This is a genomic window from Granulicella tundricola MP5ACTX9 (assembly GCF_000178975.2).
Lineage (GTDB): Bacteria > Acidobacteriota > Terriglobia > Terriglobales > Acidobacteriaceae > Edaphobacter > Edaphobacter tundricola.
The window spans coordinates 1,210,241-1,233,014 of the sequence record NC_015064.1; the positions used below are offsets into that span (position 1 = coordinate 1,210,241).

Below are 22,774 nucleotides of genomic sequence, written 5' to 3' on the forward strand. Positions count from 1 at the left end.
CGTCAGCGCAGGGATGGCTTGAGGCTTACGTAGCAGACGAGGACGACAAACTCCACTGCGAAGGAGAACTCCAGAGCGAGTGACGGAGCGGAGGCTCGAAGCGCAGCGGGAGCCAACGCCACCATCACGAGGAGCAGGACGGCTATTGCCACAAACAGCATCGAGCGGCCGATGTTGGTGGCAATAGCTCGCGGAGCAACGCGCGGCGGATTCGCCGCGGCTAAGCGCGCGGCGAACCCTTCGGGAATACTGAAAGTCGGGCTTTGTTCAAGAGCACGGGTCATCCGGGCGTCAAGAGCGTCTGACATCTCGGGATACCGGCCTTCACTGTTGATCTTCATACTGTCACTTTCATTTTAGCGGTTGAGGTCTGGAGGCCGGAACGAATCTTCTTGCGCCCACGGTGAAGATGAGTGCGTACCGTACCAATCGGCATGCCAAGGACCGTTGCAATCTGATCGTAAGAGCGTTCTTCCTGGTGATAGAGAACCAGAATGGTGTGCTCGATTAGGCTGAGTTGGTTGAGCTGCTCGTTGACCAGATCAGCAAACTGGGTCTCCTCAAGCTGTTCCATGGCATTTGGATTAGGATCTGCAAGTCGGTCGTCCCAGCCTTCGGTATCGTCTGAGATCGAAACGTGACGCCGGTCTTCACGACGGCGTCTCTTCCACTCGTCCTGCGCCACGTTCACGGTGATTCGATAGAGATAGGTGGTGACGAGAGCGTCGCCGCGAAAGGATGGGAGAGCTCGAAAGAGCCGTAAGAAGACGTCCTGGGCCAGGTCTTCTATGTCATTCGTCCGGCCTGTGAGACGCACGAGCGTGCGGAAGACCATAGCTTGATGGTCTTGGACGATTTGCTCGAAGCTGGGTTCGGAGGGCATGCGGGTTCACGGGCTTAGACCTGAGAATAGATCGAAAGTTTCATTGGAGTTAATGAAACTTTCACTTCCATCTTTGGTCTAACGCGGGCAGAAAAGGAGAAACGATCATGTTATTTAGCCCGTTTGTCGTGCCGTTGGGAGCGTTTTTGGTGGCGATCGTCGCCATCGCCGGGGGACTCTTCAGTCAAGCTCACGCAAGAAGGGTGAAAGCCGATCAGCGGATGGCCATGCTGGCACGAGGAATTCCGCTCGTGGAGATTGAAGCCGTTCTTAAGACTGCGAAGGATGAGGAAGAGCGGCCGGTCAAGGATCCAATGCGTTCACTGGGAAATGCGCGCCGCACAGCTGTCGTTCTTATCTCCAGCGGTTTAGGTCTTATGCTGTTCTTTGCGGTGATCAGTTTCATTCTTCATGAGCGAGATGTCATGGCAGGAGCGGCGATCGGTCTTATTCCGCTCGCCATCGGCCTTGGATTCGTTGTCGATTATCAACTGCAGAAGCGGGAGATGGCCCGCTTCGGCTTGGAGATTGGTTAAGCTTTGCGACCCTAATCCAGGAGAGAGTCGATGAATGTACTGCTGTCGAACGGAATGAGATCGTCAATCTTCTCACCTGTACCCGCGTAGACCACCGGTAGTTTTAACTCAGTAGCGATAGCGAGGACGATCCCTCCCTTTGCTGTTCCATCGAGTTTCGTCAGTACGATGCCAGTGACCCGGGCAGCCTCAGTGAAGAGGCGAGCCTGTTGCAGACCATTCTGGCCTGTGGTGGCATCCATGACTAGAAAGGTCTGGTGGGGTGCGCCCGGCACAAGCCGTTCGGCGGTGCGGCGCATCTTGTCCAGTTCTTTCATGAGGTCGGACTTTGTGTGGAGACGGCCGGCCGTATCGACAATCAGGACCTGTGTTCCGCGAGCCTTAGCTGCTGTGCAGGCATCGTAAAGGGCGGCTGAGGGATCGCCACCTTGCTTAGTTTTTATGATGGGGACGTCGGATCGCGTCGCCCAAACCTCTAGCTGCTCGATTGCAGCAGCGCGGAAGGTATCTGCGGCGCAAAGCAGCACCGTTCGATTCTGACGCCGAAAATACGCAGCCAATTTGCCGGTCGTAGTTGTCTTGCCGGTGCCGTTCACTCCCACCATCATGATCACTTCGGGAGCAGCGACGGCAGGGATAGTTTGCTGGGACACACCATCCAGAATCGACTTCAGCTCAACGCGCAAAAGTTCTTTAAGCTCGCTGCCACCTTCGATTCCCTTACGCAGCGCACGCTGGCGAAGGTTTTCAAGGACAATGGCAGTCGTGGCACTCCCGATGTCGGCTGCGAGGAGAATGGGCTCTAAGTCGATGAGCGTCGACTCATCGACCTCGCGCGTCAGGGCGAGCACTTGTCCAATCGAGTCGGAGAAAGACTCCCGGGTGCGGGTGACCGCCTGGCGCATGCGGTCAAACAGACCACGCCGGGGAGGGTCTATCTCCTCGGAGGCTGGTGTCTGCGTGGGCTCTTCCGGTTGCTGCTCGGATTCCTGCTGCTGGTTGCGTTTGCCGAAGAACGAGAATGCCATACTCGCTCCAGTCTATCAACCTGTGACGGTCATGCGCTCCGGATGCAGTGGGACCATCATCGAGTTTGGCGTCGGGCTGGGGCCGTGGGGGTCTACCTTTTTCGCATCACGATGGAGAAAGAATATGGCAAAGGCCAATGCGATGAGCAGAAAGGCGGCAGCAGAAGCAACAACAACGCCAAAGTTGGGATTTTTCGCCTTGCTTGAATCAGTTTGTTGAGGAACTTCACTTTTCATCTTCCGTAAGATGCGATATCCAACCAGCAGTCAGCATTTGATGATGCCGGTATGATGGAAAGAAGGGGACCTTGAATGGCTGATGATCCGACGAACGTGGCAGTGCCGCTCCAACAATACCTGGAGACCGCATACCGGCCTGACCGGGACTGGATCGCTGGTGAAGTCCGAGAGCGCCACGTCGGGGAGCAGTCGCACGCCAGCGTTCAGGGGTTTCTGACACAGATCTTCCGTAATCGTGGGATTGAGTGGCAGATCAGGGCGTTTCCGGAGCAGAGAGTCCAGACCTCCAAAGAGCACTTCCTTATCGCCGATCTTTGTGTCGTATCGCGAACCGTGCCCTTGGAACCGGTTGTCCGAACCGCACCCTTGCTCTGCGTGGAAATACTCTCACGCGAAGACAAGATGAGCGAGATACAGTTGCGGGTCGACGATTACCTTCAGATGGGTGCGACGGCAGTCTGGGTGATCGATCCCCGGCGCCGGGATGCTCACCTGGCCCGCGCAGGACGTACGATGGAACGGCATTGGGAGAAGCTCATTGTTCCAGGCACGCCGATTGTTATTACCTTGGCGGAGATGTTTTCGGAACTTGATGAACTGGAAGGCGCGAAGGGATAGCGAGTACATTCAGCATCCCGCGCCTACTCTTCGCGTCCAGGGCGAGCCATCAAGTCCTTGATTGCGTCCCGCGGTGATTTTTCCCGATGCAGTACGGCGTCCATCTGTTCCGCAATCGGCATCTCCACCCCATACCGCGCAGCTAGGCCCAAGGCAGCCGCAGTGCTGCGCACGCCTTCGGCAACCTTGCCATTCATTCCGGCAAGGATCTCAGGCAGCTTGCGTCCTTTGCCTAACTCCACTCCAACCTGGCGATTGCGGCTGAGGCTACCCGTACATGTCAGCACGAGGTCACCAACTCCAGAGAGGCCGGCGAGTGTCTGCCGTCGTCCCCCGCACGCGACTGCCAAACGAGTGATTTCGGCGATTCCACGCGTGATGAGGGCAGCGGAGGTATTAGCCCCCAATCCCAGCCCATGGATCACTCCTGACGAGAGAGCGATGACATTCTTCAAGGCCCCACCCAACTCCACTCCAGTGACATCATCATTTGTATAAAGCCGCAGGCTCGGAGACGAGAACTCACGCTGGACGGTTTGCGCGACTTGCGGAACACTGGATGCGATGACAACTGCCGTAGGTAGACCGGCCGCAGTCTCTTGCGCAAACGATGGCCCGCTGACAACGCCGCAGGGATTATTTGTGATCGACGCGATGACCTGGGTCATCCGTAGAAAACTCTTGTCCTCTATGCCTTTACTGGCGGAGAGAATAATCTGATTCGGCGTCAGGAGTGGTGCGATGTGCGCGATGGTCTCGCGTAGATGCTGGGACGGCGTCACCGAGAGCAGGATATCCGCTTCAAAGATTGCGGCTGGAAGGTCAGAGGTAATCTGGATGTCGGCAGGAAGCGTGAACCCTGGAAGATAGGGGACATTTTCACCGGACTCGATTAACTGCTCTGATAAAGCTGCTGAGTGTGCCCACAGGGTGAGATCGTGTCCTCCACGGCGAGCCAAAGAGATGGCAAGCGCCGTACCCCAGGCCCCGGCGCCAAGAACTGCAATACGGCTCATGCTGATACCTCTTTAGAGCCGAAACGGCTTTCTGTGCCAGCCAACAGGCGGCGGATGTTGGAATGGTGTTTCACAATAATCAGGACCGGAATGATGACATAGCCGAAAGCCGTGAAAGCTGTCTCCTGATGATGAAACAACCACGCCAGGATCGGATAGGTTGAGGCCGCAATCATAGAAGCGAGAGAGACATACCGGGTGGCGAAAACGATCACCAGAAAGATGCCAAACATGACAAGGCTCGGTTTCCATGCCAAAGCGAGGAAAACTCCGAGCCCGCTGGCAACGCCCTTTCCACCGTGAAAGCCGAGCCACACAGGGAACATGTGTCCAACGATGGCTGCAATGGCGGCGCCGACCGCAACATCAAAATTTGCGGGCACCAAGTGGGTTGCGATTTTGACTGCGATCAATGCTTTGAGCAGATCGAGCGCCAAGGTCAGCAGTCCTAGACCCTTAGCACCGGAGCGAGCGACGTTGGTCGCGCCGATATTGCCGCTACCCGTCTCACGAATATCCTGCTTGCGGAAAAAACGGACGAGAAGATAGCCGAATGGAATCGAGCCTAGTAAGTAGGCGAGCGGTATGGAGATAAGCCAAGGATTCATAAGTGATCTAGAGGAGTCTACCAAGACCTAAAGAAGTTGGCGGCGGAAGAGTTCAAGTGCGTGCTGGGTAGCCCACCAGCGGATGCGTTCCCGGTCACCCATGAGTTGGAGTTGCTTGATCTGTGTGACTGGCTCAGGTCCGGTTGCGTCTGTGATCCCTATGTAAACGAGCCCCACTGGTTTCCCCTCGTCTGTCCCCTGCGACCCGCCGCCGGGGCCTGCCAGGCCGGTGATTCCAATGCCGTAAGAAGCCCCAGTCGTGGTTTGAATCCCTTCTGCCATGGCACGGGCAACGGGTTCGCTGACTGCCCCCTGGCTTTCGATCAGTTCTGGCGGAACGTTGCAGAAGAGCGCTTTCATCGACGCGCTGTATGTGACCGCACCGCCGATGAAGGCGCGTGAACTATTAGGGATAGCGGTGAGACGCTGTGCCAGCATCCCGCCGGTACAGCTTTCGGCAGTTGCCAGGGTTTGGTGACGCATTCCGAGCATGAGCAGGATCACCTCGTCGAGCGATTCGCCGTGAGACGAGAAGATATCGTCCCCCATCTCACGCTCAATGCGCTCGGCAAGTTCATCCACGCGCGCCTGCGCCTGGGCTAAGGTCGCGGCGACGCATTGAAAGTGGAGTTGGATCTCGCCAGAGCCTGCCAGAATCGTAGTTTCCACGTCTTCATACAACTTGTAGATCGGGGAGGTGCGGGCGTCAACCTGAGATTCTGGTATGAGCGCCATACGCAATAACCGCTTGGCGAGAAAGCGCGTGGGGAGGAGCGCTGCGAGCCGCGGTTTGACCTGCTCATCAAAGAGTGGCTTTAGCTCTTTGGGAGGCCCAGGCAAGAGAGCCACATACCGTTTCTTGCCTCGGTAGGTTGTAACCAAGAATTGGCCTGGGGCCGTGCCGTTCTTGTTCTCAAGCAGCATAGCTCCATCAAGGATGTCGGCCTGCTTAGCGTTGTTCGGCGTGATGGCGATTCGGCGCTCGGCAAAGCGCTTATAGAGAGCGGCAATGATAGCGGGATCAGGATGAAGCGTCAGGCCCAGAGCGGCGGCTGCGGCTTCGCGCGTCAGATCATCTTCCGTCGGGCCAAGACCGCCGGAGAAGATGACGATGTCGGCACGTTGGAGAGCATTGCGGGCGGCTTCGGTCAGGTGGTCGAGCGAATCCCCGACGATCGTCTTGAAGGCAACGGTTACTCCCAGGTCGTTCAAGCCCTCAGTCAGGTAGAGGGAGTTGGTGTCCTGCCGGAAGGGGGTCAGCATCTCGCTTCCGGCGGCAATTATCTCTGCGATCATTCTCAATTGGATGCTTGAGGGAGGGTGATAGCACTGGTCACTGCAAGTCTTTTGCCGATGGAGCCGCGTACGTGGGAAAGCTTGGTGCATCAAACGAACATGGTCAAGCTTTATGGGATACGAATTGCTTTCTTCTGTGGGTTGGCACTCCTGCCGATTGCAGCTGTTCATGCACAGGATGCGGCCTCACCGGCTGCCTGTACTCTGGCGAAGGAGACCTACCACTGCGATCGGGGTGCCTTCCGGCAAGCTCTTAGTGCGGCGAAGGTCATTGGGGTGGAGTCGGTGCCTGTAAGCAGGATGGTGTCCGGCCAACTGACGGAGTTGGTCGCGAAGATTGGAAAGACAGTTGCTGGGGAAGGCGCAGCAGCTGATCTTACATTTTCCTTGCTGAAGCGCGACTTGGGCGGGGTGATCATTGGACCCTCGGGCGCGGAGTTGGCTACGCTGCGGGTGTACGGCCCCGCCCACGGGGGAGAGCGAGGCGATCTGATCTGGGCGGAGATTTACACAGGGCAGCCGGACATGCAGTGGCCCGCAGTGGCGCATTCGCTTATCGAGCAGTTTCGCGGAAGTGCCGGGCTGGCTGGAAAGGCCTCAGGGGAGAAGCGCTAGCCCCTGAATGCCGAGTTCGACCTCGTAGATCGCGTCGCGTGTGGCAAGCGCGGCTCGTCCATCCGGCAGGAAACAAAGTCCGATCAGATTGGCTCCGCTAACTACCAGGTCCGCAGCTCCAGAAGGTGTAATACGGACGATTCCGCGATTGCCCGCAAGCGATGCTGCGACGTAGAGATTGTCTCCTGTGTCGAACGCCATGCCTTGGGCTCGGCCGAGGCCGCGATAGAAGACGGAGGCGCTGCCCGCATGGTCGATAGCGTGGATGATCTGGTGGGAGGCGGTGGTGGGGCCGGTGACGTAAAGGGTACCCTTGCTGTCGAAGGCGAGGTGGTACGCGCTGATGGACGGCTCCAGGGTAGCGAAGACGAAGGTCTCTTGGCTACGCCCTTCGGAGGCCGAGCGGATCTTGAAGATGGTGCCGGACCGGTCTCCGACATAGAGGTCGCCTACCCGGTCAAAAACTATATCGGTAGCGATGCCGAGCCCCTCTGCATAAACCTGGGCGACACCAGAGCTTCCGACCTTATAGATGATGCCGTCGGCGCGAGAGCTGACGTAGAGGAGACCGTCCGGTCCGAAGGCGAGCCCGGTGGGGTTGAGGATGTTGCGGACGTATGGGCGGAGCTCGTGGGTCTTGCCCTCCGGGGCGGGGGGGATGCGGAAGATGGAGACGGGGGTTTGCTGGCCGCGGGAGCCGGAGAGGGTGGCGTAGACGGTGCCGGTGGCGTCTACGGTGGGGTTGGCGACCGGGTGTAGGTTCTCTGCCATGGGGACGGCGATGCGGACCGGCAGGGCGTTGGAGTGGATGCCGTCCTTGGTGGCGAAGACCTGGCCGGGAAGGATGCCTTCGGGAACCCGGACGATGACCTGCGTGGAGCGAGCCAGCTCTACGTGGGCCGTGACGCCGGCGATCTCTACTTCTACTCCGGGGCCTAGATCGTTGCCGGTGAGGTGGAGTTCGCCGCCGGGCATGACGGCGTGCGGGGCGGCTTGGGTCAGGGTCGGCATGGTGTCGGTTTCTCCTTCCTAAGGATAGATGAGCAGGGCGGCATGGCCTATGGCCAGGGCAATGAGACCGGCGGCTACGTCGTCCAGCATGATGCCGGTGCCGCCGTGGAGGCGTTCCAGGTTGCGGACGGGTGGTGGCTTGGTGATGTCGAAAAGACGGAAGAGCAGGAGGGCCAGCAGGGCGTGGGGCCAGTCGGCCGGGATGGCGATGAGGGCGAAGATCTGGCCGGCTACCTCGTCGATGACGACGTGGCCGGGGTCTTCGCGGCCGGACTCGCGGGCTACGATCGTCGCGGCTGGGATGCCGATGGCTGTGGCTGCGAGGGCGGCGATGAGCGTGCCTATGGTCTGGTGCAGCGGGCTCGGGTGCAGCAGGTGGATCGAGCCGAACCAGAGGATGGCTGCGGCGACGGAGCCGTAGGTGCCGGGGCCGGGCTTCATGAGGCCGGCTCCGAAGAAGGTTCCTACTGCCCATGCCCAGAGGGTCTTTTTGCCCTCGAGGGCGCGGAGGTTCATCGGCGTCTGCTTTGCCACTAGCGGTCGCCGTCTTCGTTGGTGCTCGACTGCCCGCGGTGCTGGAGGCCTTCGAGTTCGTCGAGGAGGTCCGGGTCGTGGACGGGGGAGGAGATGACGTAGCCTCCGGAGGCCCACTTTCCGAGATCGAGGATGCGGCAGCGGTCGGAGCAGAATGGGAAGTCGGGGTCGGTGGCTAACACCACCTTGCGACAGGTGGGGCAGAAGAGGGCTTTGGGATTGGGCATGACGTTATTCCAGGATGCGTGCGACTACGTCGTAGTCGTGGGATTCGGTGATTTCGGCTCGGTAGAAGGTGCCGGGGACCAGCTCTTCGTGGGGGCCAAAGTCGTTGATGAAGACCTTGCCGTCGATCTCCGGGGCGTGGAGGCTGGTGCGGCCTTCCCAGAGGAGGTCGGTCTCTTCGGAGGGGCCTTCGACGAGGAGGTCGATCTCGCGGCCTACCCACTTGAGCTTCTCCGTGGTGCTGATCTTCTGCTGGAGCTTCATCAGCTTGCGGCGGCGGGCCTGGATGGTGCGGTTCGGGACCTTGGTGTCATCGGGGAGCTCGAAGGCCTTGGCACCCTCTTCGTCGGAGTAGGTGAAGACGCCGAGCCAGTCGATCCTGGCGGCTTTGACGAAGTCTTCGAGCAGCTTGTAGTCGGCTTCGGTCTCGCCGGGGAAGCCTACGATGAAGCTGGTGCGGATGACGATGCCGGGGACGATCTGGCGGGCCTTGGCGATGAGGTTCAGGAAGATCTGGGCGTTGCCGCCGCGCTTCATCGTCTTGAGGACGTTGGGGCTGGCGTGCTGGAGGGGGACGTCCAGGTACTTGGAGATGGTGTCGTGGCGGGCCATCGTCTCCAACAGGCGGGTGGTGACCTTGTTGGGGTAGGTGTAGAGGAAGCGGAGCCAGCGGAGGCCGGGGAGGACGGCGAGGCCGTCGAGTAGCTGGGCCAAGCCTTCCTTGAGGCCGAGGTCTTCTCCGTAGCAGGTAGTGTCCTGGCCGATGAGGGTGATCTCGCGCACGCCCTGAGCGATGAGGTTCTGGGCCTCCGCGATGATGCTGCCCATGCGGCGGGAGCGGAACTTGCCGCGCAGCTGGGGGATGATGCAGAAGCTACAGGGGTGATCGCAGCCTTCGGCGATTTTTATATAGGCGGAGGCCCGGGGGGTGGTGAGGATGCGGGGGGTGGCGTCGTTGTAGAGGTACTCGGGGAGGGCGGCGGTGGCACCGTCCCAGGACTCGCGGGAGAAGCGGCCCTGCTGCTGGCGGAGGTCGCCTTCGGGGCGGCTGGTGTTGCCGGGGTCGATTCCGCGCTGGATGTGGTCGCCGGTGTGGGCGAGGGGCTCGTCTCCGTGTGTGGTGCCGGTTTCGGCGAGGGACTGGACGATGCGGAGTTGAGGGGCTATGTGGCCCTCTACCTCTGGGCGGGAGTGCTGGTTGACGGCGCTGGGGGCGCGGTGGACCAGTTGCTGGGTGACCGTGGTCTCGTTGACCAGGTTGCCTTCGAGGAGGGCGCGGTCGGTTTGGGTGTGGGACTCGATGGAGGGCTGGTTGAAGTCCTGGGGGAGGATGTTGAAGGGGGAGTTGCTGGTGGGGGTGAGGCCAGCGGCGGCGAGGATGGCTTCCAGTTCGCCGGTTCCGACGACTGCGTCCACTTCAGGGATGTTCTTCTGGATCTCGTCGCGGTAACGCTCTACCAGGCAGCCGGCTACGATGATGCGCTGGGCTTTGCCGCCGTTCTTCTGCTTGTGCTGGACCATCTCGAGGATGGTGTTGACCGACTCCTGCTTGGCGGAGTCGATGAAGCTGCAGGTGTTGATGACGATGATCTCGGCGTCTTCGGCCCGGGGGGTGAGTTCGGCTCCGTTGTGGTGGAGGAGGCCCATCATGACCTCTGAGTCGACGAGGTTTTTTGGGCAGCCGAGGGAGACGAAGCCTACCTTGGGTTTGCTGGGGGCGGAGATGGCGGGATCTAAGACGGCTGAAGGCATCACCCTTCATTCTAACAGGTTGCGGTGGGTCCCCCTACCCCCGGTGAAAGTATCTAAAGTCTTCATTCTATTGAAGTTAGTCCTGGACTTGCTTGGTAAGGTCTTTGTTTTCAGTAGGTGGTGCTTGTAAAGTCTTGATTTTATTGAGTTATGGGGATCACGACGGTGGATCGTCCTGATTTTTGCTCTACTTCCATTTTACCAAGGTGCACGGGGGGAATACGCCATTTATTTTTGGGCTGTAAGTGTCATTGATTGTATGGGTTATGGGATTTTGGGAGGTTGCTGGGGCTTGACACGTGAATTTAGGGGTGTTTTTTGTGAAAATAGTTGTAAGTTGTTGATGGGGCTTGGGTTGTGTGGTTGGTTTGAAGGCCGGGGTTTGCACCGGGTGACCGTGGTGGCGGTGGGTGGGAGAGCAAAAGAGGCATGTGTCGGGCTTTCAGCCCTCTGGGGTTTGGTGGGGAGGTTACCCAGGGCTTGCGCCCTGGGCTGGTATATGCCGCGCCTTCAGCGCTCTGGTTGGGGTGGGCTTGGCGGTTTAGCCGAGGCGGTGAGGACAAGTTCTTTGAATGACTGCGTGAGAACAGACGACGGCAACGGCCCGGGGCTAAAGCCCAGATGCTTTTAGGCCCTTGACGGGGCGCTAAAGCGCCCCTCTAATCCGAACGGCAACGGCAACGACAAACGTGACGACAACTACTGAGATTCTTCGCTTCGCTCTGAATGACGGCCGAAACGAGCAACGACAACCGCAACGGCAACCGCAACTGCCGCTACTGAGGTTCTTCGCTGCGCTCAGAATGACCCTTTGTTGTTTTGCTGACCCCCTTTGTGGGGGATGAGGTGCTCGGTTTGGGGCGGCGGAGGAGGAAGGCGTCTATATGGATGATGAGGGCTATGAGGCCTCCGGCGGCGGTGGCGTAGGCGCGGCGGTGGGCGATTTCTGGGCCGGGGAGGACGTTGAGGGAGAGGAGGAAGACGATGTAGGAGGTGAGGAAGACGGAGAAGAAGGCGTAGTTGACGGGGTTCGCCATGAAGGCGCAGAAGCAGAAGAAGACGGCGAGCCAGGCTAGGGTGATCGGGTCGGGGTGGACTCGGAGGAGGAAGAAGGTGCAGAGGACGGCTCCGGCGAGGGTGCCGAGGACTCGCATGAGGGCTCGGTTGAGGGTTTCCGCGAAGAGGGGCTTCTGGACGAGGAGGGCGGTCATGGGAATCCAGTAGCCGGATTGGACGCCGCGCCAGCGGTAGGCTTCGGTGGCGGCGGCTACGGTGAGGGCGAGGCGGAGGGCGTAGGGGACATGGCCGGCGGCCCACATACGGGGGAGGGCTCGGGGGAAGCCGCGGAGGCGGCGGAGGATGCGGCCGAAGCGGAAGATGTGGCGGAGGTGGGTGGCCTCGTCGAAGCCGTAGCTGGGGAGGGCGAGGAGGTCTGCCTGTAGCTCCGGGAGGAGACGGAGGAAGGCGCTGGTGAAGAGGATCTGGAGGGTGCCGCCGAGGAGGGTGAGGAGGGCTCGCTGGAAGGCATGGCGGGCGTCCGCGGGGAAGGCGGAGGTGACGAGGAGGGTGACGGCGGCTTGCTGGCCGACCCAGGCGACGCCTGCGGCTCGGGCGGTGAGGATGCCGTAACCGAAGGCCCAGGCGGCGGAGAGGAAGATGAGGGCGTAGCCTTCATGGCCGGCGAGCATGCCGATGAAGGTGGAGGCGGCCATGGCCAGGGTGGCCCAGATCATGGGCCAGAGACGAGAGTCCGAGATGCGCTGGTTGAGGCCGAAGCCTACGGTCATGGCTCCGCCGCCGCTGATGAGGCCGGCGGCGGGGTGGCCGATGAGGACTCCTCCGACGAGCGAGACGGCTACGGCGACGATGGCGATGAGGGAGGTCTGGAGGGAGATCTCTCGCCAGTGGAAGGTGTAGAGGTCTGCAAAGTAGCCGGGTTGGGTTGGGGCGTCGGGATTGGTGGGGGACGAGGGCACGGGTGGTTGGATGGTGGGTGTGGCCGAGGCTGTGTCTTGATTGTTGCAGGTCTGTGTGGGCGGAGGGTGAACCGTGGAGTTCTGGACTCAAGCATGTAAAGGTTGCAGGTTACCCCGGTGATCTTGAGTAGCGGATCGCAATTCCGTCGTATTTGCGTCTCATGCGCCTTGAACTTCGTCTCATTTGCATACAGGAGAAACCTTATGAGCTTTGGCTGGATGAGCGGTATGGTGCGTCTTTCTTTCGTTTGCTCTGGTTTGATGGCGAGTGCTGCGTTGGGGCAGGTGCCTTCGCATGGGCCGGCTAAGGGGTCTCTGCTGGTGACGGGTGGGGCTACGGAGGCTCGGGACTATCAGCGGCTGGTGGAGATGGCTGGTGGGGCGAAGGCGAAGATCGTGGTGATTCCGAATGCTTCCGTGACGAAGCCTACGGAGCAGGCGGTGCTGCAGGAGGAGTATTGCGGGGCTAAGAGTCCGTTTGCGGCGTTTCCGGGGGCGCCCTGCACGGTGCTGTATACGAACGATAAGGCGGTGGCGAATACGGCTGCGTTTGTTGCTCCGCTGAAGACTGCGACGGGGGTTTGGTTTGTGGGTGGGCGGCATTGGCGGATTGCGGATGCTTACCTGGACACGCTGACGCTGAAGGAGTTTTTTGGGGTGCTCGAGCGTGGGGGTGTTGTTGGGGGCGGGTCGGCTGGGGCTACGATTCAGGGCTCGTACATGGTGAGGGGGTCGGCGGTGCCGGATGACAACACGATCATGATGGCGCCGGGGCATGAGATCGGGTTTGGGTTTATGACGAATGTGACGTTCGATCAGCATGTGGATGTGCGGCACAGAGAGAACGATATGGCCGTCGTCATCAAGGCGCATCCGGATCTGCTTTGCTTTGGGTTGGATCAGGCTACGTCGATCACGGTGCATGGGGATACGGTGACGGTGAATGGGCCTAAGCGTGTCGCGGTTTGGGATGGGAAGGACCACGACGGGAAGGGGTATTACCATCTGCGGACGGGGGACAAGCTGAATACGGTGACCCGGGTGGCTACGGTGGTGGCGCACCCGGGGGAGTAGCGGCGAGGGCTACTTTTTGGCTATGAGGGTTTCGTAGAGGGCTATGGTTTGGTCTGCTATGGCGGACCAGGCGAAGTGGTCTTCTACTCGCTTGCGGCCGGCTTCTCCTAGTTTTTTGGCTCGGGCGGGGTCGGCCAGGAGAGCGGCTATGGGGGCGGCGAGGTCTCTTGCGAACTGGTCTTCGTCTATGGGGAAGGTGGTCTTGGGGTCGGGCTTGAAGGGGACGAGGTGGCCGGTTTCGCCTTCGACGACGACTTCCAGGATGCCTCCGGTGGCGGTGGCCACTACGGGTGCTTTGCAGGCCATGGCTTCCAGGTTGATGATGCCGAAGGGCTCGTAGACCGAGGGGCAGGCGAAGACGGCGCAGTGGCTGTAGAGCTGGATGGCCTCTTCTTTGGTGACCATCTGCTCGATCCAGACGACGTTGTGGCCGGTGCCGGTGGGGTCGCCGGTGGCGATGCTGTGGCCTTCGGGCTCGACGCCGGGGGGCGTGTGATTTTCCTTGCCGGTGGGGTGGCTGCCGGGGGTTTCGCGGCGGAGGGCTTCGACCTTGGCACGCATCTCGGCGGCGATTTCAGGGGTGTCCGGGGCTCCGGCGCAGAGGACGACCTGGGTGCCGGGGGGAAGGTAACGGATGGCGTCGACGAGATGGGTGACGCCCTTCTGGCGGGTGATGCGGCCTACGAAGAGGACGTAGGGCTTGGTGATGTCGACGCCGTACTTGGTGAGGGCTTCGGTGTTGGGGGTCTTTTGATATTGGTTGAGGTCGATGCCGTTGTAGATGACGTGGATGCGGGCGGGGTCGACGTTGGGGTAGGCGGTGATGATGTCGGCCTTGGTGCCGTTGGAGACGGCGATGATGGCGTCGGCATCGAGGATGGCGGTGCGCTCCATCCAGGAGCTGAGGGCGTATCCGGAGCCGAGCTGCTCGGCCTTCCAGGCGCGGAGGGGCTCGAGCGAATGGGTGGTGAGGACGAAGGGGATGCCATAGAGTTTTTTGGCCAGAAAGCCGGCCATGGAGACGTACCAGGTGTGGGTGTGGACGATGTCGATTTCGGCGAGGGACTTCATCTGGGAGAGGTTGAGGGCGAAGGCGTCGATGGCGGCTTTGAACTTGGCTTTGGTGTCGCCGGTGATCTGGGGGGGCGGCTCGTCGCCGCGGACGTGGAGGTTGCCGGAATCTTCGTTCTGGGTGCCCCAGCAGTGGACTTCGACTTCGATCTTTTTGGCTAGTTCAAGGGAGAGGTATTCGACGTGGACGCCTGCTCCGCCGTAGACGTTTGGTGGGTACTCGCGGGTCATGAGGCCTACGCGCATTTAATGTCTCCAAAATAGTGAGCCGGAAGCAGATTGAGTCTGCTTCCGGCGGTCTGATGCTTTCCTACCTGTAGCTAGATGACTTTGAGCAGGAGGAGGATGAGAACGATGGTGAGAATGAGTGAGAGACCGCCGCCGCCATAGTAACCCAGGCCGGGGCCCATGCGAAAACCACCGAAGCCGAAGACGATGATGAGAATGATGAGGAGAATAAGCATTTTGTCGTACTCCGAGAGTTTGAGTTGCGGCCTGTTGCTGCGGCGCTGCTCGGTATGATGCGAACAAAATGAAAGTGTGATGAAAAATGTGTGTTGGGTCAAGAGCTAACCGCAAAGGGCGCTAAGGGCTAAGGAGAGACGGGCTAGTTTTTGCGTTCGGTTAGGAAATTGGCGAGGGCCTTGAGGGGGGCTGCGGTTTCGGCGAAACGGGCCAGGGCGGCGAAGGCGTCGGCTATGAGTTCTTCTGCGTCGTGGATGGATTGGGGGATGCCGAAGACGGCGGGCCAGGTGGCCTTGTCGGTGGCGGTGTCCTTGCCGGCGGTCTTGCCGAGTTGGGCTGAGTCCTGGGTCATGTCGAGGACGTCGTCTACGATCTGGAAGGCGAGGCCGGCCTTCTGGCCGAAGGTGCGGAGGCGGGCTATGGTGTCGTGGGTTGTCGAGGGTTGATCGCCCAGGCCGAGGAGGCCACCGGCTACTACGCTGACGGTGATGAGGGCTCCGGTTTTGGCGCGGTGGATGGCTTCGACTAACTCGGCGGTGGGCTTGACGCCTTCGGATTCGATGTCCATGACCTGGCCGCCGATCATGCCGGGGGGGAGGGAGGTGTGGAGGTCGCCTACGGAGCCTACGCCGGTGGCTACGGCTGCGCTTACTTCGCGGAGGATGGAGACGACGGTTGCTGCGGGGGCGTGGAGGTTGGCTATGGTCTGGAAGGCCAGGGTCTGGAGGGCGTCGCCGGCGAGGATGGCGGTGGCTTCTCCGAAGACGACATGGCAGGTGGGCTGGCCGCGGCGGAGGTCGTCGTTGTCCAGAGCGGGGAGGTCGTCGTGGATGAGGGAGTAGGTGTGGATCATCTCGAGGGCCGCGCCTAGCTCTGCGGCGGCGGTTTCGAGTGCGGGGGTGAGGGTGCCGCCGGAGACCATGCGTGCGGCTTCAAGGGCGAGGATGGGCCGGAGGCGCTTGCCGCCGGCGAAGGTGGAGTGGCGCATGGCGCGGTGGATGGAGTGGGGGAGCGTGTCGGGTGCGGGGAGGAGGCGCTCGAGAGCGGCGTCGGTGAGGGTGGCACCGGCCTTGAGGAGATGCTTTACGTCAGTGTGGGAGTCCATCACCTTTGATGATAACGGGTGTTGTTTGTTCCCATATCGGGAAAAGCGGCGCGGGGCGATGCAAAGGAGTTGCGGGGCGGAGGTTGGGAAGGTTTACTGGAGCGAATCACAGAGATTGATTTGGAGTGTCCATGCGGCGTATGGGCTGGGGCTGCTGGCTCGGGCTGTTGGTTGTGCTATTTGTAGTGGGGAGCAGGGCTGCGCATGGGGCACAGGCGACGCTGGTCGCGGATGCGCATGTGAATGCTGCTCGTCCGGCGGTGAATAGCGGTGCGATCTCCAATGTGAATGTGGGGGGCGGGTATACGGGGTTGTTTCAGTTCGATCTGAGTCTGCTGCCGGTGGGGACTACCTCCGCGCAGATCTCACGGGCGGTGCTGCGGCTTTATGTGAACCAGGTGACGACGGGCGGGCTAGTGAGTCTGCAGCCGCTGACCTCCGGCTGGGCGGAGTATGGGGTGACGTACCAGACGGTGCCGGGGATGGGGAGCGCGGCGCAGGTGTTTACGGTCTCGCAGGCGGGGGCGTATGTGGCGGTGGATGTGACGGCGCTGGTGCAGGGGTGGGTGTCGGCTCCGGTGACTAATTTTGGGTTTGCGCTGACGGCGGGGACGGCTGCGGTGCAGTTTGATTCGAAGGAGAATGATCTGACGGCGCATGGGGCTGCGTTGGAGATCGGGATTGTGTCGCAGGGGCCGCAGGGAATTCAAGGAGTGGCTGGGAGTGTGGGGCCTGCTGGGCCGGTTGGGCTGCAGGGGCTGGCGGGGGTTGCGGGACCGCAGGGTCTGCCTGGGGTGGCTGGAGTTGCGGGACCGGTTGGGGCGATAGGGCCGGTGGGACCGGCGGGAGTTGCGGGGGCGCAGGGTGTTGCGGGGCCTTCGGGGCCGGTTGGAGGGGTTGGGCCTGTGGGGGCTGCGGGTGCGCCGGGGTTGGTCTATCAGGGGGCTTATGGTTCGACTACGACTATGCGCTGGGGGATGTTGTGGTGTTTCAGGGGGCGAGCTATGCGTCTTTGACCGGGGCGAATCATGGGAATACTCCGGGGGCGAGTCCCGCTTTCTGGGGGGTGCTGACTGCGCCGGGGCCGCAAGGGGCGGCGGGTGTCGCGGGGCCGCAGGGGCCTGTGGGGGCGCAGGGTTTGCTGGGGCCGGTGGGACCGCCGGGCGAGCGAGGGGATCAGGGATTGCAGGGGATCGCGGGGCAGGCTGGGGCGCAGGGTCTGACGGGTGCGACGGGGGCGCAGGGGTTGTCCGGGCCGGCAGGGCCTCAGGGGGTTCCGGGGCCGGTGGGAGTGACTTATCGGGGGAGCTACTCGTTTGTGACGAACTATGCGCTGGCGGATGGGGTTTCCTATGGGGGGGCGAGCTATGTGTCGCTGGTGAGCTCGAACCATGGGAATACTCCGGATCAGAGTCCGCAGGCGTGGGGATTGTTTGCGGCTGGGGGGAGTGTGGGGGCTGCGGGTTCGGCTGGTCCGGCGGGACCGGTGGGGCCGCAAGGGCAGCAGGGGCAGCAGGGGTTTACGGGGGCGGCGGGTGTGGCTGGAGTCGCGGGGCCTGTGGGACCTGCGGGGCTGAACTACCTGGGGGTGTACTCGTCAACGGCGAACTATGCGGTGGCGGATGCGGTGAATTATGGGGGTGCGACGTATGTGTCGCTGGTGGCGGGCAATCATGGGAATACGCCCGGGTTGAGCCCGGATGACTGGCAGGCGATTGCGGCGCAGGGGACGGCTGGGGCTGCGGGGAAGGATGGGTCGCCGGGGCTGGTTTATCAGGGGGGATATGCATCCGCGCATACGTACGGGTTGAACGATGCGGTGAGCTATCTGGGTGGGAGTTACATCTCGCTGGCGGCGGGGAATACGGGGAATACGCCTTCGCTGGCTCCGGCCTTCTGGGGGGTGCTGTCGGCGCAGGGGGCGGCTGGAGCGGTTGGGGCTACGGGTGCGAGTGGTAAGGATGGGTCGGTGGGGGTGGCGGGGCCTGCGGGGGCGATTGGGCCGGCGGGGCCTGCCGGGATTGCAGGGGCGGCGGGGATCAACTTTCGTGGGGGTTGGAATGGTGGGACGCACTATTCGGTGAACGATGGTGTGACGTTTGGGGGGGCTACCTATCTGGCGCAATCGAGCAGCATGAATGTGGAGCCGGATGCGGATGCGAGTGTTTGGGCGGTGCTTGCTGCTGCGGGTGGGGCGGGGGCTACCGGGGCTTCCGGGCCTGCGGGGGCGGGGGCTACGGTTCAGGTGGGGACTGTGACGACGGGGGCTGCGGGGACGGCGGCGAGTGTGATGAACTCCGGGACCAGCTCTGCGGCGGTGCTGAACTTTGTGATTCCGCAGGGGGCTTCGGGGTCGGGCGGCGGTGGCGGTGGGAGTGCGGCGGCTTCGACGAGTGGGATTCCGTTTGCTTCGATGTATCACTCGGTTTCATATGCGGCGCTGTACTACTCGGTGAATAACGGGAGCCAAGCCGCTACGGAGACGGCGGCGGTGCTTTCGTGGAGTCCGGGGGGGTGCTCAGCTACGACCTTGACGGTGTTTTCTGAGCAAAGCGGGACGATTGCGGTGACGCTCAGGGCGGGGGCAACGCCCGCAACGATGGCGAATACGAGCTTGAGCTGCACGGTGGGGCAGGGGCAGAGTTGCACGGCGAATGGGTTGGCAACGGTGCCGGTGGGCGGGTTCGTGGACCTGATGGTGACGCAGGCGGATGGGACGCCTTCTCCGGTTTGGAGCGCGGTGAGTTGCAATTAGGAGCCACGGATGGGTGCGGGCAGATTATGCTGGAGGTCGCGATCTGCTAAGTCGATTGGAGAGATGAATATGGGCTGCAAATGGTGGGTGTTGGGTGTGATGGCGTGCGTGGTGGCGGGGGCTGAGGTGCCGGATAAGAGGGCGGCGCAGGAGACAGCGGCGATGGCGGCTACGGTAAGGGCGGAGTGGCCGAATGGGATTATTACTACGCTGAAGTCGCCGGGGGCGTGGACGTATGAGGAGGGGGTGGTGCTCGACGGGATGGCTGCGGAGTGGCGGCAGAGCAAGGACGCAAAGGACTTTGCGTATATCAAGGCGGCGGTGGACAAGTATGTCAGCGCGGATGGGGTCATCCATGTGAATCCGAGTGGGGCGGTGTTCGAGACTGGGGGGCATACGCTGGACAACATTGAAATGGGGCGGGCGGTGCTGATGGTGTATCGGACGACGCATGAGCTGAGGTACCAGAGGGCGGCGGAGTTTCTGCACGAGCAGCTTGCAGTGCAGCCGAGGACGGCGAGCGGCGGGTACTGGCATAAACAGATCTATCCGAATCAGATGTGGCTCGATGGGGCTTATATGGCGGAGCCGTTTCGGGCGGAGTATGCGGCTACGTTTGGGATCGAGCACGAGTTTGGGGATATTGCGAAGCAGTTCCTGTTGATGGACGAGCATATGCGCGATCCGAAGACGGGGCTGCCGCGGCATGGGTGGGATGAATCGAAGAAGATGCCGTGGGCCGATCCACAGACGGGGCTGAGCCCGGAGGTTTGGGCTCGGGCGCTGGGCTGGTATGCGATGGCGCTGGTGGATACGCTGGAGTGGTTTCCGGAGGATCATCCAAAGCGGGCGGCGTTGGTGGCCGATCTGAACCGGACGATGGCGGCGGTGGTGAAGTACCAGGATGAGAGCGGGACGTGGTGGCAGGTGATGGATAAGGGTGGGGCAAAGGGGAACTTTGCGGAGGCTTCGGCGTCGTGCATGTTTGTGTATGCGCTGGAGCGTGGGGTGCGGAAGGGGTATCTGCCTGCGAAGCCTTATGAGGCTGCGGCTCTGAAGGGGTGGCAGGGGATTCAGAAGGCTTTTGTGCGTCCGGAGGCGGACGGGCATGTGGTGCTGACGACGACGGTGAAGGCGGCGGGGCTGGGGGGCAAGCCTTATCGGTCAGGGACGTATGAGTACTATGTGGGGGAGGCGGTGGGGGATAACGACGCTAAGGGAGTGGGGGCTTATTTGTTGGCGGGGTCGGAGATGAGGCATGCGCGGGCGGAGATGGGGCGGTAGAGAAATTTTCTTCCAGCTGCGAGCTATGAGCTGCCAGCTTGAGGCTAGGAGTTGGGGAAGATGGTGGCGCGGAGGTCGGAGACGAGGAGTTCCAGGCGCTGGGTGGAGGCGGCGTGGGATTCTAGTGCGGCTTCGAGCTCTCGGGCGAGGTCTGTGCCTCGGGCGAAGCCGAACATGCCGAGGGAGCCGGCGAGCTTGTGGGCTATATCGACTGCGCTCTGGTAGAGGGCTGGATCGGGCGAGCCTGAGCGGGCGGCTTCTACGGCGCGATCGAGGGTTTCAAGGCGAGCGCGCATCAGGGGGATGTTGCGGTTCCACATTCCTGTGAGGAGGGAGTTTGTCTGCGCTTGGATGGCTGGTGACATGCATTCTCCCTGTTTTACGAAGTTGAGTTCTCCCTCTTTATCGGCAGGGGTGCCCGACAAATTCAGGGAAGCAAAGTGTAAACCCTAAAGTTATTCCTGCCAACCCAGTGCTTCTGAGATTTGTGCGGCGAGGGTGAGGGGGTCGAATGGCTTGAAGAGGACTGCGGCGACACCGAGGCCGGCGAAGCGGCGCTGATCTACGCCCTGGACCTTGGCGGTGAGGAGAACGACGGGAATACGGGCGGTGAGAGGGTTGAGTTGAAGCTGCTTGAAGGTGGTGGGGCCGTCCATGCCGGGCATCATGACATCCATGAGGATGGCATCGGGCTTTTCCGCTGCGGCGACCGCCATGCCTTCTCGGCCGGAGCTGGCGGTGAGGATGGTCCAGTTTGCGGTTGCTTCGAGCGAAAGCGCCGCCACTTCGCGGATGTCATCTTCATCGTCAATGATCAGCACACGGCGCATATGCGGTCGATTCTCTCACGGCGGAGGTGAAGTTGACTGTGCCTAGTCGAAGACTTCGCGGAGTGTTTCATCTGGTACACGAAGACGCTGGACGATGCTGAGGACGAGCTGCTCGACTTCTTTGGGCTGAATTTTGGCCTTGGTGAGGAACTGGGTGGGGCCGAGGCGGAGCTGGGACATCTCGCCCTCCGAGACCTCCTGGCCGGAGTAGACGACGAGGGGGAGGCTTCTGAGCTCGGGCTGCTGGCGGAGCCAGTCGACGAGGGAGAAGCCGCTGCCGTCGGGCAGGTGCAGGTCAAGGATGAGGAGATCGGGGCGCGAGAGCTGGCAGTGTTCCATGGCCTGCTGGCGGGTGCTGGCGTGGTCGACGCGGACGTTGGCCTCTTCAAAGCCGGCGATGACGACGGCGGCGAGGTCAAGGTCATCTTCAACGAGGAGGACGTGGGCAGGGCCTTCCCCGGTGTGGAGGACGCGGGAGAGTTCCGCGAGGAGGATGTGCTCGTTGAAGGGCTTCTGGACCCAGCCCTGAGCTGCGGCGGAAACCTTGTGGCCACCAGCGGGGGAGCTTCCGGAGGAGAGCACGGAGAGTATGACGACGGGTACGTTGGCGGTGGCTGGGGAGTGCTTGAGGCGCTGGAGAGTCTCCCAGCCGCTCATGCCGGGCATGTTGAGGTCGAGCAGGATGGCGGAGACATCGTTGGCGGCGGCGAGTTCGATGGCTTTTTCGCCGCAATCCGCTTCGAGGACGGAGTAGCCCTGCTGGCTGAGGTGCTCGCCGACGATGGCGCGGATGTGGGCGTCGTCGTCGCAGAGGATGATCATGCCATCGCCGCTGGGCGGGAGGGAAGAGGTGGTGATCTGGCGGGGAGTGGCTGCGCCGTCCTGGGCGCGGCTGGTGCGGGGGAGCGAGACGAGGAGGGTGGCGCCGGGGCCGCGCTGGTGAGACTCGTTCGATTCCGCCCAGATGGAGCCGTTGTGCTGGAGGACGATGGTGCGGCAGATGGCGAGACCGAGGCCGGTGCCGCCTTTCTGGCGGGCGTCCGAGGCTTCGACCTGCTGGAAGCGATCGAAGATGGTGTCGAGCTTTTCAAGCGGGATTCCGCGGCCCTGATCGGCGACGCGGACGAGAACGGAGTCTAGGTCGGCTTCAACCTGGATGGTGACGATGCTCTGGGCGGGGGAGAACTTGATGGCGTTGGAGAGGAGATTGGTGAGGATCTGGAGGATGCGGTCCGGGTCGCCATCGAAGTACATGCCCTCAGGCGGGGAGAGCAGGGCGAGGGTAAGTTCGACCTGTGCGGTCTGGGCCATGGGGGTCATGGTCTCGACGGACTGCTGGACAAGGTCACGGAGGGAGCAGCGGCGGACGTGGAGGGGAGCGCGGCCGGATTCCATGCGCTCAAGATCGAGTATGTCGTTAATCAGACGGATGAGACGGTCTGTATTGGTGACGGCGATGCGCAGGAGGTTCTGGGCCTTGGCATCGACTTCCCCCATCATGCCGGCGGAGAGCAGGCCCAGGGCTCCGCGGATGCTGGTGAGCGGGGTGCGGAGCTCGTGGGAGACGGTGGAGATGAACTCGTCCTTGATGGTGTCGAGTTCTGAGCGCTGGGTGAGGAGGGAGTCTTTGCTGCGCTGCTGCTCCGAGGCCTCCTGGAGTTCACTGCGCAGGCGATTGATCTCGCGTTTGGCGCGGAGAAGCGTTACGCCCAGGAAAACGCAGATGAGGACGCAAGAGCCGATGCTGCCGAGAGTGTATAGGGTCGCCAAGCTCATTGTTAGGGATGCTTAATGCTAACGCATGGCGAAGCCCGATTGGATTTCAGGCTTTTGTAACTCGCCGAACGCTGAA

At 61.6% G+C, this 22,774-nt stretch carries 25 protein-coding genes; 7 read left to right on the forward strand and 18 right to left on the reverse strand.

What is annotated here, in order from left to right; all coding sequences use genetic code 11:
• Nucleotides 1–2: 2 nt before the first annotated feature.
• Both ACIX9_RS05140 and ACIX9_RS05145 read right to left on the reverse strand, forming a co-directional pair.
• Complete coding sequence (locus tag ACIX9_RS05140; protein WP_013579413.1) at nucleotides 3–341, reverse strand: hypothetical protein; 339 nt, start codon at nucleotides 339–341, stop codon at nucleotides 3–5.
• Nucleotides 338–883: an RNA polymerase sigma factor gene (locus ACIX9_RS05145; RefSeq protein ID WP_013579414.1), complete on the reverse strand. Its 546-nt coding sequence runs from the start codon at nucleotides 881–883 to the stop codon at nucleotides 338–340. The genes ACIX9_RS05140 and ACIX9_RS05145 overlap by 4 nt, the downstream gene beginning before the upstream one ends.
• Before the next feature lie 107 nt (nucleotides 884–990).
• On the opposite strand from ACIX9_RS05145, the gene ACIX9_RS05150 reads away from it, so the two are divergent.
• On the forward strand, nucleotides 991–1,419 hold the full coding sequence (locus tag ACIX9_RS05150; RefSeq protein WP_013579415.1) for a DUF6249 domain-containing protein: 429 nt from the start codon (nucleotides 991–993) through the stop codon (nucleotides 1,417–1,419).
• An 11-nt stretch (nucleotides 1,420–1,430) separates the two neighbouring features.
• Here the strand turns inward: ACIX9_RS05150 and ftsY are convergent, their stop codons facing one another.
• Nucleotides 1,431–2,447, reverse strand: coding sequence for a signal recognition particle-docking protein FtsY (gene ftsY / locus ACIX9_RS05155; protein ID WP_013579416.1), 1,017 nt, complete (start codon nucleotides 2,445–2,447; stop codon nucleotides 1,431–1,433).
• Between the two features lie 15 nt (nucleotides 2,448–2,462).
• On the reverse strand, nucleotides 2,463–2,684 hold the full coding sequence (locus ACIX9_RS05160; RefSeq protein WP_041596954.1) for a hypothetical protein: 222 nt from the start codon (nucleotides 2,682–2,684) through the stop codon (nucleotides 2,463–2,465).
• A gap of 75 nt (nucleotides 2,685–2,759) precedes the next feature.
• Between ACIX9_RS05160 and ACIX9_RS05165 the strand changes: the two genes are divergently transcribed.
• Nucleotides 2,760–3,305, forward strand: a complete 546-nt coding sequence (locus ACIX9_RS05165; protein WP_013579417.1) for a Uma2 family endonuclease — start codon at nucleotides 2,760–2,762, stop codon at nucleotides 3,303–3,305.
• Between the two features lie 23 nt (nucleotides 3,306–3,328).
• Here the strand turns inward: ACIX9_RS05165 and ACIX9_RS05170 are convergent, their stop codons facing one another.
• The 3 genes from ACIX9_RS05170 to ACIX9_RS05180 are packed head-to-tail and all read right to left on the reverse strand — an operon-like array spanning nucleotide 3,329 to nucleotide 6,225.
• Nucleotides 3,329–4,321 carry an NAD(P)H-dependent glycerol-3-phosphate dehydrogenase gene (locus tag ACIX9_RS05170; protein WP_013579418.1) on the reverse strand — a complete coding sequence of 331 codons (993 nt, stop codon included), beginning with the start codon at nucleotides 4,319–4,321 and terminating at the stop codon, nucleotides 3,329–3,331.
• Complete coding sequence (gene plsY / locus ACIX9_RS05175) at nucleotides 4,318–4,929, reverse strand: glycerol-3-phosphate 1-O-acyltransferase PlsY (protein ID WP_013579419.1); 612 nt, start codon at nucleotides 4,927–4,929, stop codon at nucleotides 4,318–4,320. Before plsY ends, ACIX9_RS05170 begins: the two co-directional genes overlap by 4 nt.
• A gap of 27 nt (nucleotides 4,930–4,956) precedes the next feature.
• Nucleotides 4,957–6,225: a competence/damage-inducible protein A gene (locus ACIX9_RS05180; RefSeq protein ID WP_013579420.1), complete on the reverse strand. Its 1,269-nt coding sequence runs from the start codon at nucleotides 6,223–6,225 to the stop codon at nucleotides 4,957–4,959.
• 99 nt (nucleotides 6,226–6,324) lie between these two features.
• Between ACIX9_RS05180 and ACIX9_RS05185 the strand changes: the two genes are divergently transcribed.
• Complete coding sequence (locus ACIX9_RS05185; RefSeq protein WP_198152159.1) at nucleotides 6,325–6,840, forward strand: hypothetical protein; 516 nt, start codon at nucleotides 6,325–6,327, stop codon at nucleotides 6,838–6,840.
• Here ACIX9_RS05185 and ACIX9_RS05190 read toward each other — a convergent pair.
• The 5 genes from ACIX9_RS05190 to ACIX9_RS05210 form a co-directional block, all read right to left on the reverse strand.
• Complete coding sequence (locus ACIX9_RS05190) at nucleotides 6,823–7,851, reverse strand: cell surface receptor IPT/TIG domain protein (RefSeq protein WP_013579422.1); 1,029 nt, start codon at nucleotides 7,849–7,851, stop codon at nucleotides 6,823–6,825. The two genes, ACIX9_RS05185 and ACIX9_RS05190, sit on opposite strands and share 18 nt — an antisense overlap.
• 18 nt (nucleotides 7,852–7,869) lie before the next feature.
• On the reverse strand, nucleotides 7,870–8,367 hold the full coding sequence (locus ACIX9_RS05195; protein WP_013579423.1) for a phosphatidylglycerophosphatase A family protein: 498 nt from the start codon (nucleotides 8,365–8,367) through the stop codon (nucleotides 7,870–7,872).
• 17 nt (nucleotides 8,368–8,384) lie between these two features.
• Nucleotides 8,385–8,612 (reverse strand): DNA gyrase inhibitor YacG, encoded by a 228-nt coding sequence (locus tag ACIX9_RS05200; protein WP_013579424.1) that lies wholly within the window; start codon nucleotides 8,610–8,612, stop codon nucleotides 8,385–8,387.
• Between the two features lie 4 nt (nucleotides 8,613–8,616).
• On the reverse strand, nucleotides 8,617–10,362 hold the full coding sequence (gene rimO, locus ACIX9_RS05205) for a 30S ribosomal protein S12 methylthiotransferase RimO (RefSeq protein ID WP_013579425.1): 1,746 nt from the start codon (nucleotides 10,360–10,362) through the stop codon (nucleotides 8,617–8,619).
• A gap of 776 nt (nucleotides 10,363–11,138) precedes the next feature.
• Nucleotides 11,139–12,338, reverse strand: coding sequence for an FUSC family protein (locus ACIX9_RS05210; protein WP_013579426.1), 1,200 nt, complete (start codon nucleotides 12,336–12,338; stop codon nucleotides 11,139–11,141).
• A gap of 204 nt (nucleotides 12,339–12,542) precedes the next feature.
• Here ACIX9_RS05210 and ACIX9_RS05215 point away from each other — a divergent pair, with 204 nt between their 5' ends.
• A complete protein-coding gene (locus tag ACIX9_RS05215; RefSeq protein ID WP_013579427.1) occupies nucleotides 12,543–13,412 on the forward strand; it encodes a cyanophycinase in 870 nt (289 codons plus the stop codon).
• A gap of 9 nt (nucleotides 13,413–13,421) precedes the next feature.
• On the opposite strand, the gene glgA is transcribed toward ACIX9_RS05215, so the two are convergent.
• From glgA to ACIX9_RS05225, 3 genes are all read right to left on the reverse strand, one after another.
• Nucleotides 13,422–14,729: a glycogen synthase gene (glgA, locus tag ACIX9_RS05220; RefSeq protein ID WP_013579428.1), complete on the reverse strand. Its 1,308-nt coding sequence runs from the start codon at nucleotides 14,727–14,729 to the stop codon at nucleotides 13,422–13,424.
• Between the two features lie 74 nt (nucleotides 14,730–14,803).
• Nucleotides 14,804–14,947, reverse strand: coding sequence for a DUF3309 family protein (locus ACIX9_RS24565; RefSeq protein ID WP_013579429.1), 144 nt, complete (start codon nucleotides 14,945–14,947; stop codon nucleotides 14,804–14,806).
• 143 nt (nucleotides 14,948–15,090) lie between these two features.
• Nucleotides 15,091–16,053, reverse strand: coding sequence for a polyprenyl synthetase family protein (locus ACIX9_RS05225; protein WP_013579430.1), 963 nt, complete (start codon nucleotides 16,051–16,053; stop codon nucleotides 15,091–15,093).
• A 131-nt stretch (nucleotides 16,054–16,184) separates the two neighbouring features.
• On the opposite strand from ACIX9_RS05225, the gene ACIX9_RS27305 reads away from it, so the two are divergent.
• The 3 genes from ACIX9_RS27305 (at nucleotide 16,185) to ACIX9_RS05235 (ending at nucleotide 20,092) form a co-directional block, all read left to right on the forward strand.
• Nucleotides 16,185–17,069: a DNRLRE domain-containing protein gene (locus tag ACIX9_RS27305; RefSeq protein ID WP_013579431.1), complete on the forward strand. Its 885-nt coding sequence runs from the start codon at nucleotides 16,185–16,187 to the stop codon at nucleotides 17,067–17,069.
• Nucleotides 17,039–18,808, forward strand: a complete 1,770-nt coding sequence (locus ACIX9_RS25385) for a collagen-like protein (protein WP_013579432.1) — start codon at nucleotides 17,039–17,041, stop codon at nucleotides 18,806–18,808. Before ACIX9_RS27305 ends, ACIX9_RS25385 begins: the two co-directional genes overlap by 31 nt.
• A 63-nt stretch (nucleotides 18,809–18,871) precedes the next feature.
• Nucleotides 18,872–20,092 carry a glycoside hydrolase family 88/105 protein gene (locus ACIX9_RS05235; protein WP_157477328.1) on the forward strand — a complete coding sequence of 407 codons (1,221 nt, stop codon included), beginning with the start codon at nucleotides 18,872–18,874 and terminating at the stop codon, nucleotides 20,090–20,092.
• 44 nt (nucleotides 20,093–20,136) lie between these two features.
• Here the strand turns inward: ACIX9_RS05235 and ACIX9_RS05240 are convergent, their stop codons facing one another.
• The 3 genes from ACIX9_RS05240 to ACIX9_RS05250 all read right to left on the reverse strand — a co-directional run bounded on the left by ACIX9_RS05240 (nucleotide 20,137) and on the right by ACIX9_RS05250 (nucleotide 22,698).
• A complete protein-coding gene (locus tag ACIX9_RS05240) occupies nucleotides 20,137–20,457 on the reverse strand; it encodes an Hpt domain-containing protein (protein ID WP_013579434.1) in 321 nt (106 codons plus the stop codon).
• A gap of 90 nt (nucleotides 20,458–20,547) precedes the next feature.
• A complete protein-coding gene (locus ACIX9_RS05245; RefSeq protein ID WP_013579435.1) occupies nucleotides 20,548–20,922 on the reverse strand; it encodes a response regulator in 375 nt (124 codons plus the stop codon).
• Nucleotides 20,923–20,964: 42 nt separating this feature from the next.
• Complete coding sequence (locus tag ACIX9_RS05250) at nucleotides 20,965–22,698, reverse strand: ATP-binding response regulator (RefSeq protein WP_013579436.1); 1,734 nt, start codon at nucleotides 22,696–22,698, stop codon at nucleotides 20,965–20,967.
• Between the last annotated feature and the right edge of the window lie 76 nt (nucleotides 22,699–22,774).

What these genes read in the sequence shown, in the direction of transcription:
- ACIX9_RS05140 (WP_013579413.1), bottom strand. Translation starts at nt 341, where the DNA reads ATGAAGATCAACAGTGAAGGCCGGTATCCCGAGATGTCAGACGCTCTT.
- ACIX9_RS05145 (WP_013579414.1), bottom strand. Translation starts at nt 883, where the DNA reads ATGCCCTCCGAACCCAGCTTCGAGCAAATCGTCCAAGACCATCAAGCT.
- ACIX9_RS05150 (WP_013579415.1), top strand. Translation starts at nt 991, where the DNA reads ATGTTATTTAGCCCGTTTGTCGTGCCGTTGGGAGCGTTTTTGGTGGCG.
- ftsY (WP_013579416.1), bottom strand. Translation starts at nt 2,447, where the DNA reads ATGGCATTCTCGTTCTTCGGCAAACGCAACCAGCAGCAGGAATCCGAG.
- ACIX9_RS05160 (WP_041596954.1), bottom strand. Translation starts at nt 2,684, where the DNA reads ATGAAAAGTGAAGTTCCTCAACAAACTGATTCAAGCAAGGCGAAAAAT.
- ACIX9_RS05165 (WP_013579417.1), top strand. Translation starts at nt 2,760, where the DNA reads ATGGCTGATGATCCGACGAACGTGGCAGTGCCGCTCCAACAATACCTG.
- ACIX9_RS05170 (WP_013579418.1), bottom strand. Translation starts at nt 4,321, where the DNA reads ATGAGCCGTATTGCAGTTCTTGGCGCCGGGGCCTGGGGTACGGCGCTT.
- plsY (WP_013579419.1), bottom strand. Translation starts at nt 4,929, where the DNA reads ATGAATCCTTGGCTTATCTCCATACCGCTCGCCTACTTACTAGGCTCG.
- ACIX9_RS05180 (WP_013579420.1), bottom strand. Translation starts at nt 6,225, where the DNA reads ATGATCGCAGAGATAATTGCCGCCGGAAGCGAGATGCTGACCCCCTTC.
- ACIX9_RS05185 (WP_198152159.1), top strand. Translation starts at nt 6,325, where the DNA reads ATGGTCAAGCTTTATGGGATACGAATTGCTTTCTTCTGTGGGTTGGCA.
- ACIX9_RS05190 (WP_013579422.1), bottom strand. Translation starts at nt 7,851, where the DNA reads ATGCCGACCCTGACCCAAGCCGCCCCGCACGCCGTCATGCCCGGCGGC.
- ACIX9_RS05195 (WP_013579423.1), bottom strand. Translation starts at nt 8,367, where the DNA reads ATGAACCTCCGCGCCCTCGAGGGCAAAAAGACCCTCTGGGCATGGGCA.
- ACIX9_RS05200 (WP_013579424.1), bottom strand. Translation starts at nt 8,612, where the DNA reads ATGCCCAATCCCAAAGCCCTCTTCTGCCCCACCTGTCGCAAGGTGGTG.
- rimO (WP_013579425.1), bottom strand. Translation starts at nt 10,362, where the DNA reads ATGCCTTCAGCCGTCTTAGATCCCGCCATCTCCGCCCCCAGCAAACCC.
- ACIX9_RS05215 (WP_013579427.1), top strand. Translation starts at nt 12,543, where the DNA reads ATGAGCTTTGGCTGGATGAGCGGTATGGTGCGTCTTTCTTTCGTTTGC.
- glgA (WP_013579428.1), bottom strand. Translation starts at nt 14,729, where the DNA reads ATGCGCGTAGGCCTCATGACCCGCGAGTACCCACCAAACGTCTACGGC.
- ACIX9_RS24565 (WP_013579429.1), bottom strand. Translation starts at nt 14,947, where the DNA reads ATGCTTATTCTCCTCATCATTCTCATCATCGTCTTCGGCTTCGGTGGT.
- ACIX9_RS05225 (WP_013579430.1), bottom strand. Translation starts at nt 16,053, where the DNA reads ATGGACTCCCACACTGACGTAAAGCATCTCCTCAAGGCCGGTGCCACC.
- ACIX9_RS27305 (WP_013579431.1), top strand. Translation starts at nt 16,185, where the DNA reads ATGCGGCGTATGGGCTGGGGCTGCTGGCTCGGGCTGTTGGTTGTGCTA.
- ACIX9_RS05235 (WP_157477328.1), top strand. Translation starts at nt 18,872, where the DNA reads ATGAATATGGGCTGCAAATGGTGGGTGTTGGGTGTGATGGCGTGCGTG.
- ACIX9_RS05240 (WP_013579434.1), bottom strand. Translation starts at nt 20,457, where the DNA reads ATGTCACCAGCCATCCAAGCGCAGACAAACTCCCTCCTCACAGGAATG.
- ACIX9_RS05245 (WP_013579435.1), bottom strand. Translation starts at nt 20,922, where the DNA reads ATGCGCCGTGTGCTGATCATTGACGATGAAGATGACATCCGCGAAGTG.
- ACIX9_RS05250 (WP_013579436.1), bottom strand. Translation starts at nt 22,698, where the DNA reads ATGAGCTTGGCGACCCTATACACTCTCGGCAGCATCGGCTCTTGCGTC.